General features: G+C 35.8%; 10 protein-coding genes. 1 reads left to right on the top strand and 9 read right to left on the bottom strand.

Going from position 1 to position 17,263, the window contains the following annotated elements:
- Positions 1 to 224 precede the first annotated feature (224 nt).
- Positions 225 to 638 carry a peptide deformylase gene (locus NFR82_RS08230; protein WP_251717810.1) on the bottom strand — a complete coding sequence of 138 codons (414 nt, stop codon included), beginning with the start codon at positions 636 to 638 and terminating at the stop codon, positions 225 to 227.
- A 231-nt stretch (positions 639 to 869) separates the two neighbouring features.
- On the opposite strand from NFR82_RS08230, the gene NFR82_RS08225 reads away from it, so the two are divergent.
- Positions 870 to 1,883: a serine hydrolase domain-containing protein gene (locus NFR82_RS08225; protein ID WP_420908770.1), complete on the top strand. Its 1,014-nt coding sequence runs from the start codon at positions 870 to 872 to the stop codon at positions 1,881 to 1,883.
- Between the two features lie 27 nt (positions 1,884 to 1,910).
- Here the strand turns inward: NFR82_RS08225 and NFR82_RS08220 are convergent, their stop codons facing one another.
- The 8 genes from NFR82_RS08220 to NFR82_RS08175 all read right to left on the bottom strand — a co-directional run bounded on the left by NFR82_RS08220 (position 1,911) and on the right by NFR82_RS08175 (position 16,967).
- Positions 1,911 to 4,742, bottom strand: a complete 2,832-nt coding sequence (locus tag NFR82_RS08220; protein ID WP_251717807.1) for a DEAD/DEAH box helicase — start codon at positions 4,740 to 4,742, stop codon at positions 1,911 to 1,913.
- A 73-nt stretch (positions 4,743 to 4,815) separates the two neighbouring features.
- Positions 4,816 to 6,249 (bottom strand): amino acid permease, encoded by a 1,434-nt coding sequence (locus NFR82_RS08215; RefSeq protein WP_251717806.1) that lies wholly within the window; start codon positions 6,247 to 6,249, stop codon positions 4,816 to 4,818.
- Between the two features lie 89 nt (positions 6,250 to 6,338).
- Positions 6,339 to 7,166, bottom strand: coding sequence for an exodeoxyribonuclease III (locus NFR82_RS08210; RefSeq protein WP_251717805.1), 828 nt, complete (start codon positions 7,164 to 7,166; stop codon positions 6,339 to 6,341).
- Positions 7,167 to 7,585: 419 nt separating this feature from the next.
- Positions 7,586 to 8,989 carry a mucin-binding protein gene (locus tag NFR82_RS08205; protein WP_251717804.1) on the bottom strand — a complete coding sequence of 468 codons (1,404 nt, stop codon included), beginning with the start codon at positions 8,987 to 8,989 and terminating at the stop codon, positions 7,586 to 7,588.
- Positions 8,990 to 9,045: 56 nt separating this feature from the next.
- Positions 9,046 to 9,891: a mucin-binding protein gene (locus NFR82_RS08200; protein WP_251717803.1), complete on the bottom strand. Its 846-nt coding sequence runs from the start codon at positions 9,889 to 9,891 to the stop codon at positions 9,046 to 9,048.
- Between the two features lie 29 nt (positions 9,892 to 9,920).
- Positions 9,921 to 12,350: a mucin-binding protein gene (locus tag NFR82_RS08195; protein ID WP_251717802.1), complete on the bottom strand. Its 2,430-nt coding sequence runs from the start codon at positions 12,348 to 12,350 to the stop codon at positions 9,921 to 9,923.
- 74 nt (positions 12,351 to 12,424) lie between these two features.
- On the bottom strand, positions 12,425 to 14,524 hold the full coding sequence (locus NFR82_RS08190) for a mucin-binding protein (RefSeq protein WP_251717801.1): 2,100 nt from the start codon (positions 14,522 to 14,524) through the stop codon (positions 12,425 to 12,427).
- Positions 14,525 to 14,843: 319 nt separating this feature from the next.
- Positions 14,844 to 16,967, bottom strand: coding sequence for a Rib/alpha-like domain-containing protein (locus NFR82_RS08175; protein WP_277612436.1), 2,124 nt, complete (start codon positions 16,965 to 16,967; stop codon positions 14,844 to 14,846).
- Between the last annotated feature and the right edge of the window lie 296 nt (positions 16,968 to 17,263).

Genomic DNA, 17,263 nt, shown 5'->3' with positions numbered 1-17,263 from the left:
AATTGACTTCGCTTCTTTGTTTGGGTTCTTACACCCGCACACTTTTAGCGAAACTTTGTTCAGTTTTCAATGTACTACCTATTGTCATTCGACAACGTATTTAATAATACTCGTTTGTTAACTATTTGTCAACAACTTTTTATTCTTTATTTCGTCGCCTTCTTTATCACCTGACGACAGTTAAATATACTACTCTCTCTTCTTCCTTTCGTCAACTACTTTTTCTAAATTATTTTTCCCTTTGTATGATCGATCTCATGCTGAATTGCTTCAGCCGCTATTCCATCGTACTCTGCACTTCTTTTCGTGAAGCTTAAATCTTCATATTCAACCCAAATCTTTTCATATCTAGCTGTCTTTCGCACACCATCAAGTGATAGACATCCCTCTTCAGTTAAATATTTTCCTTCTGACTTCACAATTTTAGGATTGAGCATCACGACAGGGAAAGGTCCAATAAAAACCGCAATTATCTTTTTACTTTTTCCTATCATATTTGCTGCTAAACCAATTGCCTTATCTTTATTGGCTAATAATGTGTCACGTAAATCTTCAGCAATTTTCTTATCATCTGGTTTTGCATCTGTTGATTTTCTCATCAAAATCATTTGATCTCTAATAATTTTTCTTGCCGCCATTTTCTTTTTCCTTTCTGTAGCAACTTTGTTATCAAATTTTAACAAAATTAACTCCATTTATTAACAATGAAGTTTTATAATACAAATAAACAAATTCTGAGGGGAGCTTTATCCATTTTGAAGAAAAAAATAATAACACTTGCAGTTGCAATGCTAGGATTATCTGTTCCAGCGGCTTACATCCCTAGCGTTCAAACTGCTCAAGCGGCTACTGCTGAAGAAAAATCTGAAATGCGTAGCTTTGTTCGAAACACCATGGCTCAAAACCACGTTCGTGGAAGCGTAGTTGTCATCAAAGACGGTCAGCCTCAACAAATCAGCTATGGTTACGCTTGGTATGGTAAAAGAATCGGTAATGGTAACCAAAAAGTTGTTTATCCAACCGCATCACTCCAAAAAGTTCTTACCGGTGCAATGATCGTTCAATTAATCAACGAAACAGCAAATACCAATAATCAAATTACTCAATATACAAAGATTTCTCGTTTCTATCCTAATTTAAAGAATGCAAACAAGATTACTATCGGTAATTTACTTACTCATACTTCAGGAATTACTGCTACCGGTACCGAAGTAAATCGTGGCATTAATTATTCTGAAGAAAACGCAATTAAGTGGATCGTTAATAATGCTAACGCCACTCCAAATACACCAATTGGTACTTATTACTACAATAATACTAACTATATTCTTCTTGCTGGAATTATTAGATCAATAACTGGTAAATCATATGAACAAAACTTCCAAGAAAGAATCATCAATAAACTTGGTCTTCAACATACTTTCCTTTACCAAAATATTCCTGGTTCAATGACCGATTCAATTTCATATATTTGGAATGGTAGTAAAAATTACCAAAACGCTGCATATGTAAAACGTTCATTAGCTTCTCAACTTCCTGGTGCTGGAAACTTATTCTCAACCCCAAAGGATTATTACAAGATGCAAGTTGGTTTAATGGACGGTAGCATTCTTTCAAGTTCTGATTTCCATTACTTAACTCACTTAAAGGCAAAAACTACCGAATACTCTGGTGGTGTATATTTGAAAAACAACGACACTCTAAAGATGGCATATGGTAACTTAGCAGGAACCCACTTCGCTGATTGGTTCCAAATGACCACTGATAATCAAAACGGTTTAGTAATGTTCTTAAACCAAACCGTTGATAATGAAAGTGCTGCTAAAGCAGTTGGTTATCAAATCTTAAACCACATCAAACCAAATACTTTTACTTCTAAGTAAAACAAAAAGCTGCCCATGGCAGCTTTTTTAATTTCCAAATATTATTTCCTGCATTGCAGCTGTTAGTGGAGCTTTTAAAATCAGGTCCATACCGACAGCTGCTTTTTTCTTTGGTCCAAGTTCTTCTTCTCTAACTGAATCGTAATCAATTGATCCTTCACCTAAATAGAAAAATTTCTTCCCTACAGCATCACTTCTTTTTACAAAAAGATGCAGCTTCATTTTCGGTTTAAGCAAACGCTGAACTTCATCTGAATCTAAATGACGCGGACTTCTCGTATACCAACGTAAACTGCGACCATCAGATAACTCATTATTATAAATTGCATTTCGTTTTTCATCTGAATCTTTTTTATAAGTGATAAAAATCGGAGTCTCTTTTTCACCGACGCGATAGCCATACATAGGTGCACTAACATCAACTGGCCAATTCAGCAAACGACAGACATCCTTGCGATCATATTGCTGATAGAGTGTAAATTGCTCTTGCTTTTGATAATTTTGGTTAATTAACAAACCAGTTTCAATGACATCCCTAAATAATTTAGCGAAATCAACCTCTTGTAAAAATTCCTTAAGTGACTTACTAAAACTATAACTTAACAAATCATGCTCAATTAAACTCTCGCCGCCGTATTGCTCTTTCTTAGTCGTCTTCCCACTTTTGACATCAAAAAATGATAAAGTCAAAATGTCATCTATTGAATCTAGAGTCGCCTGATCCACATAGGTACCAGCTTGCTTAAGTTTATTAATATAAAGCTCACTACTGATTTCACCGCCTTGTTTCAGCAACAACTTAAGTAAAAGTAGTTCATGAATTCTTTTTCCATTCATCAGTTCTTTGGTAACATAAGCCAATACTTGCGACTGCTTTTTACTGAGTTTGATCTCCTCACCCATCTTTTGTAAAAAGACTCCGTAGTTTTCTACAGAATTATTTTTAGCAAAAACTAACGGCGAAGTAGAGCCATAGTGATAAAAATCTTGTAATAATGGAATTCTACCAATTTTTTCTTTTAATTCTAAATATGATTTTTTTAGCTCACGTAAACTATCAAGCTTGATCTTATCTAAGGATTGTAAAATTCGTTCACTAGCAATCTGACTAAAGTTGATAGTTGATAAACCGATAAAATCTGCAATCTGGACTTCACATTTAATCCGATCCTTATCACGACTAGTATCATCGTTCAAAGCAATTGGAATTAAATAATTATTTTTATAATTTCCAATAAAATCAATGACAGTTACAAAGTCTTTCTTAGGGAATTTTCTTAATCCGCGTCCTAATTGCTGAATAAGGACAATACTAGACTGGGTATTTCTAAGCATAATAATCTGATTCAAAGATGGAATATCCACACCTTCATTGAATAAATCAACTGTCACAATATATTCAATTTTGCCAACTTCTAATGCCTCAACTGCTTCTTGGCGTTTACTTTCGCTATCTTCATTAGTTAAAGCCAATGCCTTATGCCCTGCTTCAGTAAATTTATCCGCCAAAGCTTTAGCTTCTTTTTGACGACTGCAAAAAACTAGTCCTTTTGCCTTATCTCCACAATAGCCATAATAATCTAGCTCTTTTAGAATATACTGCACTCTCTTATCCGCAGTTAAATAGCGTAAAGAGGTAGTATCATCAACTATTTCGCCATTTTCCTCATAATCCTGCACACCAACATAGTGAAAAGGTGTCAGCATCTTTTCTTCCAATGCATCCCTTAAGCGGATCTCATATGCCAAATTATAATCAAAAATCTGATAAATATTCTGCTCATCCATTCTCTCAGGCGTAGCCGTCATTCCAAGTAAAAAGTTTGGCTCAAAATATTGCAAAACTTTTTGATAACTTGGAGCAGCTGAACGGTGAGCTTCATCAATTAAGATGTAATCAAACTCTCGCCTGTTTAGTTCTGCTAGCACATCATCTTGGCTTAATGTTTGTACAGTCGCAAAAAGAAACTTTTTATCAAAGTCATGCCTATTCGCCGACAAGATTCCATAGTCTGACCTCTTCCCACCAATTACACGATAAAAACTCTCCAGTGATTTTTCTGCAATTTGCCTGCGGTGAACAATATATAGAAACTTCTTCGGCTGATAATCTTTTACTGCAAAAGCTCCCAAATATGTCTTACCAGTTCCTGTGGCAGAAACGATCAGGGCTTTTTTCTGTCCGTCATCAACTAGGGCCTTTAAATTCTTCAAAGCTGCCTGTTGCATTTTATTAGGTTGAATCTTATCTGGCTTTTGCTTCTCTTTAATTTTACTTACGGGTTCAATCCAACTATCTTGATACTCTTTCAACCATTCATCTGTAAGTGGAACACTGTTTTCTTCCAGCTTCTTAATTTGGCTAGAAATTTGCTGGTAAAAGTTCGCATTGTGAGTTGAACTAAGCTTTAGAGACCATTCATAATTTCTAATCAAAGCTGAACGAGTAAAGTTGGCACTACCAATGATTACTGTCTCAAAGTCGGCATGTTTAAACAAATACCCTTTAGCATGAAAGCCAGCTTCACTTGCAAGTCTAATCTTCAAATTAGGAATTTTCTTAAGTTCGACAAATACTTTTGGATTGTTGAAGCCAAGATAATCCCCTGTAATGATTGTTCCTGTAACATTTTTCTTGTTCAAGTCCGCCATTACCAGTTTAAATGGGACCAGCATATCTTGAGTAATAAAAGCTACTGCCCAAGTAAAGCTTGTACAAGTTAATAACTCTCTCTTTAAATTTGTCCAAATTTTATCATCCTGATTATTAGCAAGCAATTTAGGGCCTAATACTTCATGACCAGGATAATCACTATCATAAAAGCCATTTAAAATAGCGTCTTTAAGTACTTTATTCATTAATCAAACCTCTTAGCATAATTTTACGTAGAAAAAAATAGAAGTTCAATTGCTGAACCTCTATTTTTAGTTTTTACCATGTCCACTTATCTTTATAGTGATAAAGAACTATTGGAACAATTGTGACAACTACACACATTCCGATTAATAAAACCACATAAGTAAAGCGTAAGTTGTCAGGTGTTCCTTCGGCTGGAATAAAAGTAACAAAGAATGCCAAGACTGTAATTACCATCGCAATCGCTGCAATAATAATACCCTTTATCTTACCTTTGGCCATATAGTATGCACGAGGAATATCATCATGATTCTTTTTCAAAACAATGTAAGCCACAAGCATAATCATATAAACCATTAAGTATTGGGCTGTTGTTCCTGCAAGTGAAATATTGAAAGCAACGTCCGCATCTTTACCACTAGTAAATGTAATTAAGACTGAAGCAACAGTAACAATCAATGATTGAACAACCATTAATCTAAACGGCACTCCACGCTTAGTTGTGTGAGCAAAGTACTTTGGCATGTAACCTTGCTTTGCGGCAACAAGCATTCCTTGGTTAGGACCTGAAATCCAGTTTCCAAGTTGACCAATAACTCCGGTTGCCAAAAGAATTCCGACGATCTTTTGGATTAAATTACCATCTAAACCAATTGAATTCATCAAAACGCCATAAGCATAAACAAATCCCGTACTATTTCGAATTTCTGATTTTGGAACAGTCATTCCAATTGCCATACTACCGAAGAGGTCGAAGCAGATTGCAGTAACGGCAAGACCAAGCATAACCTTAGAATATGACTTTGGATTTTCCAAATTTTTAACGTGAGGTGCAGAAGCTTCACCACCACAGAAGGCAAGAATAAATGGTACAAAAGCTACTAAAGTAGTTCCATTAAGTTCATGCGGCAAGATTGTATGCCAATTAATATTCATATAAAGATGATGGCCTTGAATCACATAAACTAAAAAGCCGATGATAATAGTAATAACTGGAATTGCAATTCCTAAAATAAATAGCCATTCAGCGATTCGACCGATTTTTCTAACTCCGATAACCTGAATGGCAGTTGTAAGCCATAAGATTATCATCATTAAAAGAAATCTAACCCAAGGAGTCGTATTAAACCATGGGGTATTAAATGTAATCGAAAGAGCCCCAATGATCACATACATCATCGTACACATCCCTACAGTAATGTGCACCCACTGATAGCATAGTGCTGTCCAGCCAGTTCTTTCGCCTAAAGTATCTTTAACCCAAGTAAAAATACCTCCCTTTTCCCAGCCGGAAATCGAAGCCATTTCACCGGCCATTTGCGTAATTGGAATAAACCAAATAATTCCGGCAATCAATAAATAAAATAAAGCCGTTGGACCAGTTTTACCAAATGGCGCTAATTCGTTAACCGAAATAACCATCGAACTTGTCATCGCAAACAACTTAAAGGCTGTTAAACGATTATATTTTAAGTTCTGTTCAAGAGCCCAATTTTTCTCTTCGCTCACTCATTTCACTCCTAACACAATAAATACTTTTATATTATACATAGACCAATTAAAAAAAGCATTCAATTTTGAATGCTTTTAAGAAAAATTTAGATGTCAATATCTAATAATATCGGGCAATGATCAGCACGACTACCTGTATCAATCATTTCAGACCGCTTTATTTTATCTGCAATTCTATTACTTGTTAGCCAATAATCAATTCTCCAGCCTGAATTATTTGCTTTAGCTGTTTTAACTCTTTGTGCCCACCAGGAGTACACTCCTTCAACGTTTCCGTTAACTTTTCTAAATGAATCAGTGAATCCTGCATCTAATAACTTAGTGAAGTCTTCTCTTTCTTCATCAGTAAATCCTGCAGAATGGTGATTGCTTTCGGGATGCTTCAAATCGATTGGAGTATGAGCACAATTGTAATCACCGCTAACAATCACTGGTTTTTGCTCATCCAGTTTCTTTAGATATTCAATGTATTTTTCATCCCAAACTTGACGCTCAGCTAATCGCTTCAAGCCATTGCCTGAATTTGGCGTATAAACCTCCGTCACAAAGAATTTAGGAAATTCTAAGGTAATTATCCTACCCTCTGAATCCATTGGTTCTGGCGCCCCAATAACAGGGTATGAAGCTTCTGGTTTTAAGTCCTTTTTGTATAAATACATTGTCCCAGCATAGCCTTTTCTTGCAGGCTCTTCAGAAGAGCGCCAGACATAATCATATTCTGGAAACATTTCTGCCAAAATTTCTTGATGTTTCTTAGTTGGTCCAGTTGCTCTTAATTTAGTTTCTTGAATAGCAATAATATCTGGATCTAGGTCATGCACTTTTTTTAACACTTCTCTAGTTACTTGAGCTCTTGCTGAGTCACTAGTTAAGGCCGCATTTAATGAATCAATATTCCATGAAATTAATCTCATTGTTTTCTCCTTACATCATTATTTACTTTATTATAACTAAAAAAATAAGAAAAAAGCTTAGGTTAGACTTTTTCTAAACTAAGCTTCTTTAAGGGAGTTGTGTTGAATGAGAATAATGAGATTTATCTTTCATCAGTCTACTTAACTAATGAAATAAAATGGACACGTTGACTATTGCATAATAAAAGTTGATTTATTACGTTAGGGACAATAGCAACGTTTAAAAAGTAATTAAGGAATATAAGATTTTTCAATCTCAACAATCTTCTATAAGCTTCCCTCCTTTTGTTTGATATAACATTTCTGCTATGTATATAATATATCATCTGGTTGACGCTGTGTCACAAATTATAATTCATCTTAATAAATTATTTAAAAATAAAAATCACCTGGGCTTCAGCCCAAGTGATTTCTATTAATTAATCTTCGTTTTCAGTTTCAGCATTTTTTTCTTTTTTAGCTGTCACATTCTTATTATTCTTTTCAATGAACATATTCAAGAGTTCCATTGTAGCACTGGCAACCTTGATAACTGCTTCTGATTCATTAGCATCAGTGTCATCACCAGCAACGTAATTCTTGATTGTTTCTTCATATGAATCAAGCTTAGTGTCGTTCATCTTACCGTTTAGTCTCTTGTGGCGTAAACCAACAGTGAAGATTTGTGTTAGCAAGTGATTATTGTTGAACTTTTGAACTTGATCTTTACCATCAAAATTATTGAAGACAACTTCAAAGCCAGCATCCTTGATAGCCTTCATTGGTACTTCAGTACTGTATAAGTCATTAATTACTTCGCCTGGTAAACCATAAAGAGGACCAGATGATGTAATTTGCTTACCATCTTTATCAAGATCAATGAAGTTAACGATTGCCATTTGTTCACCAAGACGTCTTTGAACACCTTTTTCTTCGCTTTCGTTTGCTTCTTCACCAGCTGCTGCTTGTTCAGCACTTTCAGTTGCTGGACTTTCTACTGCATCAGATTCTTCTACAGCATCTTCTTGTTCACCAATGTATAAATTATCCTTAACTGGAATCTTTTCGTAAGTAATAACAACATCCTTACCTGGTTCCTTAGGACTAATAGTTTCTTGTTCGTGAGTGTAACCTTCAAGATCTGGAACGATTTGATTTTCCGCAACTTTAGTTGGATCTTCTTTATCACTTGCAAAGCGGTATGGTCCAACATCTGGAATTTCATCACCATTTTCATCAACTGGAATCAAGTGACCATTTGGTTCGTAGTTAACTGTTACTTCTACATCTTCGTCGCCAACTTCAGGACCTTCAACAACCTTCTTATCAGTATGTGCACCTGGTAAAACAGGCATTTCAACATCGTCAAACTTTTCTTTTTCTAACTTCCAATCGGTATCAAATTGACCATTTGGAATTTGTTTATTGGTTACTTTATCGGCAGTTAAAGTACGAGATTCATAAATAGTTTCTACATGATCCTTAACCTTAGTTGGTGTACCTTCAAAGATAACCTTGAAAGTAAATGGCTTCATGTATTCTTCACTAGGAATCTTAGTTAATGGATGCTCTCTATCAACCTTTCTTTCACCGTGCTTGAAGCTAATCAAAAATACTTCAGTATCATCAGTAAATTTAGGCTTTTCACCATCACCATCAAACTTATTACGAACTAAAACATAGCCTTGTCCCTCAAGCTTACTAATAGCTTCTGAAGGATCATAATCAATCTCTTCACCAGTTTGACCAGTTACTTCAACTGATTCACCGATGCTCATTAAATCATTGTCTAAATCGATAAAATTAATTACAGCTTTTTGATTATTTTTACTAAACCATCCCATAAATTCTTATCCTATTCTTAAAATTAATATTACACTTTTAATTATAAAATAAATTATCAACTATTATTACTATTTATTATATTTTTTATTCCAGATAGCCCAATTATTCCTAAATCTCCTTCTGCACTACTTATACTTGCAGTGTTAGGCTTCTCAACTTTAAAATTTTGGCTCTTTTGACCTTTTTCCATATTGAAAGTTGTTTTACTTTGGGCAGTTAGTGTAATTGTTAACCACATGTCCTTTGCACTGTGATCTATACTAATCGCTCTAACGGTCCCATCCGGCAAGACATCTGTTTTTGACTCATTTTTACTATCAACTGCCACAATCTTGTATCCTGTTAACGCAGGAATTTCCGGTAGCAATTGCATCGGTGACCAATGAATCTCTCCCTCTTTTTTGGTATTAACTGAACCATCTAAGTTAGTGGCCACAAGTTCACCAGTTACTTCATCAATATAACCTGATCCATCAAAATAAGCATGTTGGACAACTGGAGCGAATTCAATTCCCTCTTCGGAAAAATAAGTTACACTTCTAGTAATATCTCGATACAATGCTTGTTTATCGTAACCAAATTCTGGTGCCGGTGAATCTGGATTAATTGGTCGAGTCGCATGACGCATTACAATTTGATAATTTTGACTAGTAAAAATATCATCACTAATATCATCAAATGTTGCTTCATCCGGCAAATTACTGCTAACAAAAATATAGCCACGCTTTTTTAATTCTTGTAAAACCTGATTAACATTCGAAAATTCAATCGTTGATCGCGGCAGGCCTTGAGCCGTGAAGGCAGTCATTAATCCATTTTCATTAATTTGCTTCATCCCGTTATCTTGATCTGCAATTTCTAGACGGGCCTTTTGCAATTGATGCTTAACTTCATCATTCATTAGCTAAACCCTAATCTTTCTATACATGCTTATTCTTCAACTTTATGATAAACAACGGGAATATCGATTAATGGATTTGCTGGACTGACTGTATCTTGTGTAGGAACCCAACCTGGAATTTGTGGAACTTCTTGCTCAGCTAAAGGACGTCGACTATCTTCTGGATCAATCAAGAAATGTTGCGGCTTAATTGCTTTACTTGGATCTCTTGGATCAGTAATCAAATTACCGTAAACATCAACTGGAATAATAGCTCCAAATTTTGGATTTGCTAGCAAACGAATCTTCTTGTTAGCTTTACGCTTTTGCTTCTTGCGCTTATTCTTCTTAGAATTTTTAACTCGCTTAGTTTTTGGAGCTTCTTTTTCCTTAGCCTTTTCAATCTTAGAGGTCTCTTCAACTGGCTTTGAATCTTTTTCTTCAACTTCCTTAACACTTGGTTTAGGTTCTGATTTAGGATCTTCCAATTGGTTTTCTTGAGCGGCTGAACCTTCTATAATTTCTTGATCTTTGTTGGCAGTTGACTTAGTTGATTCACCTTCTGAAATAGGTTCAGGATCTGATTCACTATTTTCTTCAGAATTAGTTGCCGGCTCAACCTTTTCAGTTTCTTTAGCTTCACTAGAAAGACTTTCAGGCTGCTCTGATTCAGTTTCAGACTTACTATCAATTTCTGAAGCTTGTTTTTCATCTTCAGATTCTGATTCACTGTCTTTATCTGAAATTTCAACTCGCTTCATCCTCATATCAGAAAGTTTTTCAAGCAATATAGCTGCTTGCTTTTCAATATCTCCAATTGACGGTTTTGCTGGTCTATTTGATTCTGCCTTTTCAGCTTCTGAAGACGGCTTTTCTTCTACCTCTGTCTCTTCTGGTTCAACCTCTTTAGCTACTTCTTCATCCTCTTGTTCAACTGGTAAATAATGCACAGTTTTAACAATATCGTCTTGAGTAACTGGGATTTTTTCAACTTCAGTTATATCAGCTTCATAGCCATCAATTTCTGGAGTTTCTACTGCATCGTAAGCAAGTGGATGAGCCACCCATGGGGTGTTAAACTTGCCATCATCAACTAATTGATGAGTAACTTCATCCATAGTCAAAGTCCTTGTCCAGATTGCTTTTTGGATGTTTTCCTTTGGATTTTCGTCTCCTGCTCCTGCATAGCTAACAGTTAAGAAAACTTCCTTACTTACTAAACTAAGTGAAACTGAACTTGGAATATTGTCTGCACTAATTGCTAACATCTTATGCTTCAAATTCATAGTGAAATCCACATCTTCTTGACCATATTGGCCAAATGGATTTTCTGCATCAAGGTCAATTACTTTTTTAGTTTGATCATTAATAGTCTCTACAATTTCAAAACCGGCATTTCGAAGTAAAACTGTAAAGGTGGTAAAGTCATCAAATTCAATAACTTCACCTTCTAACCCTTCACTATAAAAACTGGTCATTACTTTATCGTGATCATCTTGATCAATTACTTGTAGCGTCGCCTTACATGGACGAGGCGGTAATTTAGTTTCAGGATTCATAATCACCTCTGGCAATTTCATTGTTGCTCTATTATTCTTTCTCCCAGATCGCGGCTTATTACCGTGATCTTTTTTATTTTTCTTACTCTTTGGTTTATTTTCTATATCTCGCTTAGAAAAAACATGCTCTTTCTTCGCCGACTTATTCTGCTTCTTCTCAGTTTGAGGATTAGCCGACTCGGTTCGGGAATTTTGCGGAAAAGTATCATCCCTATTACTACTATTATAACTATAATCTGACGATGAGTGATCATAATTATTATTCACAGAATTATCCACTGCTGACTGAGAACTTGAACTAGTAGATGGAGCAGAATTGGGATTACTTATATTTCCGTTGGTTTCAACCGATTGAGAGTAATTATTATAGTTAGAACTATTATCCTCATGTTGATAACTTGATGAATTTGATGAACTAGAATTATTCACAGCAGGTACTTGAGGATTATCATAGTGGACTACTGATTGCTTATTTTCATTTTTCTTTTTCACTTGTGAATTAATGTAAATAATCCGAGTATCCTCTTGGGGGTTAGCTGGTGGATAAACCATTTGTGTTTCAAGATCTAGATTATTTGTCTGATTTTTCTTAGCCAAGCGATAATCTTTAATCTTAGGAACTGGTGTAGCAATCGCCTTATTCGGATTCAATGGATCCCGGCGATACTCTGGAGTTGGTGCATTTGGAATTTGTTGTCCATTTTTATTTACAGGAATGATCTTACCAAAGGCAACTACTTGTTGGTTAGATTTAATTTGACTAACTTGATTATGATTAGGCAACTCACTAGCTTTAACCTGTTGTGACATCTGTTTTTCGCCAACTGAACCCGCAAAAAGCAACCCAACTGAAACTGAAAGTAAATCTTTTCCAACTTTTCGCAAAGAAAAACGATGTTGTACATCTTTTGATTTATCCACTTGTTAACCCTCCTTTCTTTAGATAAATGGCTTTGAAAAAAGCTGGGGCAAATGTCCCAGCTCTTTTATTTTTATTAATCTTTATCTTCCGCAACTTCTGTAATCTTAACTCGATCAGAATTATCAGGCTTGTACACAATTGGTGTTACTTGACTTGGACTAGATGGAGTAACAGTAGTTTGAGTTGGAATGTATCCTGGTACTTCTGGAACAGTTTCATTGCTCAAAACCTTAGTTGGATCTGATGGATCTGTTTGATAACGTAAGTGCTCAGCACCAGCAATTGGTTGTCCATTAGGATTTACCGGAACAATTTGACCGTTAGCAGTATAGGTAACTACTTCCTTAACAGTTAAATTATCTGGTGAAACTGTTTGTCCACCAACGATCTTGTGATCTGCATGGAATCCATTTACAACTGGCGTAGTAACAGTACCGAATTGACGATTCAAGGCATTCCAACCGTTGTCCTTCAAAATCTTACCGGTAACTCGATCAATAATTAAGGTACGGGCAAATTCAACTTGCTGAATGTTGTTAACTGGTGTTTCATCCCCTGCCCCTCGGTATGAGACAATTTGTCGACCTATTCGAACTAAATCATCACGTCCGGTACCAACTGGCCACTTAGGACCATTTGGATAGTTAGGATTAATTGGTTCACCAGGATTTCCTGGATTATCTGGCGTAACGTTTTGATGACCATGACGAAGTCCAATTGCATAAGTTTGGGCATCATCATCATGACTATCAATTGAACGAGCAACAGTATCAGCATTCAAGCCATTATTAACAAAAACAAAACCACGATTTTGTAACTCTTGCAATTCATTGATTAAGTTCTTGTTGTAGATCACATAAGTATCTTCGCTTGGATTCTTAGGACTAACATTTTCAAACTTAGCAATGTAGCCTTCAATTTCTGGTACTGGCTCATTTTCAAGAACCTTAGTTGCATCCTTTGGACTTGTTTGATATTGAGGGTGAGGTGCACCTTCAATTTCATTACCATTTTCATCAACGGGAATAATGCGTCCATTGGCAGTATAAGTAACTGTTTCCTCTAAACGATCTGAAGTAACTAGTCGTCCTGGAACAAAGCGCTTGTTAGCGTGATAGTTTTCTAAGATAGGGGTAGTAACTTGTTCAAACTTTTCACTATCGGGTTTCCAAACAGTCTTATCTAAAATTTCCTTAGATACACAGTCAACTGTCAAACTTCTACTCATCTTGATAATTTGAGTATTATCATCTGGAGTTTGAGGGCCAGCACCTACATAGTGAACTGTTGAAATACGATCACGTTCATAATCAGTTGAATCAATTCCAGTGAGTGGATGCGTTGCATCAACCTGTGCAAGCATGTGCCCCATTGAAATAAAGTAGATCTGCTTGTGATCATCGCTATTATCAAAGAATTGAGCTTCATCGTTAGGGCTAAAACCATTATCGATTAACTTATATCCTTGATGCTCTAAATAATTGATTACTCCAATTGGAGAGTAATCAATCCGGGTGTAAGGAGCACCAGTTAAGTTACCTGAAGTTGAAATTTCTTTGTTTTGATCATCAACGTCAACGAACTCAATTACTGCAGATTGAGTATTTTGTGATGGTGTATTGTTGACCTCGTAAGTTACAACGTAGTGTCTATCTGGATCATCAACAGTGACCTCATCCCCACCGACGTAACTATCACTAGGCACATAGCCAGGTACATCTGGTGTACCAATGATTCTAAATGAAGGTCTAGTCCAGCCATTATCTTTAATAACTTTCTTTTCAACCAAGTCAAAGATTAAACTACGATTGAAAACGACATGTGATTCATTATCAATAGGTGTTCTAGTTCCAGCGCCTTGATAATGAACAATTTGCGTACCCGTTTTGCGAAGATCACTAGCTGGAAAATCATCATTAGGATGATCCGCATCAATTGTTTGATATGAGTGCTTAAAAGTTACAACAAAATTATGTTCTGAAGTTGCACTTGCATCAAATTCATTATTAACCAGCTGGTAACCTTTTTGTTGCAAAGTTTGGATGATCTTGTCGACATTTAAATCATCCAAGTTTAATTCTTCTAAGTGAGCCAGGCTAGCATTATCGTTATCAAGATCGATAAAGTTTACAGTGAATGGTTGATTATTCCCTGTCTCTCTCAAGTTATTCACAGTTACCCCTTCTATAAAATTTAAAGTTAGCTGAATTTATTATAGCATTCGATGGTTTTCTAGGAAACCTTAGGCCTTTATTTTTGTAGATAAACTCGAAATTATTTGGATACAAAAAAATCACACAACCCATAATAACGAGTTGTGTGATTATAAATTAGTTTTTGATTTTGATTCTATTTGGATATACCTAAATAAACATCTAAACTTACTAATTCAAAAGATTTCACAAAATTATGTTTGTATAACTTACTGCTTTATATAAAACAAAACAAATAATAACTAAACTATTTTTGTATCTTTTACTATTCTTATTTTTTTAGTATCTCTTCTTACGGCTAGCTAAACCAAACAATGCACCGACAGCGGCAACTGCTGCACCAATAGCAGCTACAAAACCGTTTGTCTTCTTAGCACCAGTTTGTGGCAAAGTCTTAACTTGCGTGTTATCAGCACTAGTGTGAGTAGCAAGTGGTCTTACTGAGTTGTTACCATTGCCATCGTAGTCAGCTGACTTAGAAGGCGCAGTGTTATTAGTATTTGATTTAGTTGGTGTATCCGGAGCAAGTGGACGAACATCACCATTGTTGTCTGGAGTACTTGGAGTTTCAGTTGGTTTAACTGGAACACTTGGAGTTTCCGGAGTGGTTGGTGTTTCTGGATTTGTTGGTTGATCCGGAGTAGTTGGCTGAGTTGGTTGATCTGGTGGGGTCACCGGAGTTTCTGGTGTATTAGGAGTATCCTTAGTGTAGTTGATAGTTACAGTAGTATTTGCTGTATCAGGAGTTACTGCCTTTGAAGCAATTTCCTTTGGATCAGCAGTATAACCGTCAACCTTAGCTGGAGTGTAGGCATCCCAAGTTGCAGAACCATCGGCCTTCCACTCACCTTCCTTAACAACTTTACCATCAGCATTAACTGTTACTTCACGAGTGAAGGTAACCTTTTGAGTGATAGTCTTAGCTTCACCATTTGGAACCTTATCAATAATAGTTCTGATAACTTCCTTGGTTTCAACCTTAGTTGGTGAGTAAACATCAACAGGACCGGTAATTTCTTTAGTTGTACCATCTGGGTAAGTTACAACAACTACACCAGTTGAAGTACCTGGCTTAGTTACGTCTGGTGGAGTTACCCAATCAATCTTAGTACCTGGAACCATGTCTTCAGTACCTGGATTGAGAACGACAACTGAACTTGGATCTGGAACAGTATTAATTGGTGTCTTAGGTGTTGTCCAAGTTGGATTTGAAGTAACTATAGTTACTGTAGCAGTGCCTTTGCTTCCATCTGGATAAGTTACAGAAATTTCACCAGTTGATTCACCAACTTTATCGGTTCCAGGAGCTTTACCGTCTACCCAGTGGTAGTCAGTTGAGCCTTCTGGTTGACCTGTAACTAAGTTTGGTAAATCAGTAGTAACAGGATCGCCAACTGAGTTGTAAACTGTCTTACCTTTAAGATCAACAATTACAACTTTAACACCAGTTGAAATACCTACTCCATTTTCATAAGTAATATCAATAGCGCCTTCATATTCACCAGGCTTGTTAATATCAACTTGAGTTTCGATATTCTTATCCCAAGCTATGTCTTTATATGCGCCTTCATATTCATCTGGCAGACCTCTTCTGGCTGCTGCATCATCTAAGCTTTCGCCTTCATTTATATAAATAGTCTTGCCTTCAACATAAGGTGCATAACTTGGTTTGTAAATTGAACCTACGATATCAAAGCCAGCATCAATATTTTCTTCAAAATGATCATCTAAATATTGGCTAATATTTTCAAAATAGTTTAAATTTAAACTACCATCTTGATTATGAAATGTTGGAACATTTCCTAAATTAATAAAGCCATCTTCTGTTTGAACAATGGCAGTTGCAATAGCTTTATATTTAACGCCATCTTTAAGGTAGGTATCTCTATTAATGCCTAACTTTTCAAGTTGTTCAGCAGTAAGGGCATCTGGTTGAGTTAAACCTAACGCTTTTAAGTATTCTTCTTTAGTAGCATTATCCACTACCGGAAGGTTACTTGGAACATCTTGACCAGGTTCTTGACCATTGTCATTTACTTTTGCTTCTTGTGAATCAGTTTTTACTTCATCATTCGCATTATTATGTGCAACTTGTAAAGTCTTCTCTTCGTCAGGCTTTTCCTTTGCAGTAGCAGATGCATCCGCAGTATCTAAGATTTGATCTTTTTTAGTTACTACAACATCTTGTTGATCTGATTGTACTTTTACGTGATCAGATTGATCTTCACTTGCATTGTCGTCTGTCTTTTGTGACGCATCGTCAACGTTAGTTTCATCAGCATGAACTTGTTCACCGCTAATTACCATAAATGTAGAACCGACAAGTACGGATGCTACACCAATTGACAATTTGCGGATACTAAAACGTTGATGACTTTCACCTTTATTAAAGGTCTTTTTCATCTTGATAATCCTCCACTATATTATGTTTAAGTTATGTTATGTTTTTACACAATTAAAAATTGTATAACTATAGTTATTATTACATTTATCGTTGATTTATTCAATATAAAATCGGTTTCTAAGTAACAAAAAAAGGTAAGCGTCAAATAACCCAGTGTATTGAAAAAGCACCGTTTTAACTAAACGGTGCTTTTTGCTTTCTATTTACAAATTGTCTGCACCTTTTCTTGCCATGGCAAATAGGCTTCAAGGGTATCCGAATCCAAAATCTCTTCATTCGGTAGTTTTTGAAGCAA

The organism is Lactobacillus agrestimuris (genome assembly GCF_943193025.1).
Lineage (GTDB): Bacteria > Bacillota > Bacilli > Lactobacillales > Lactobacillaceae > Lactobacillus > Lactobacillus agrestimuris.
The sequence above is the reverse complement of the archived record's forward strand: the minus strand, read 5'-3'. Positions and strand labels throughout refer to the sequence as shown.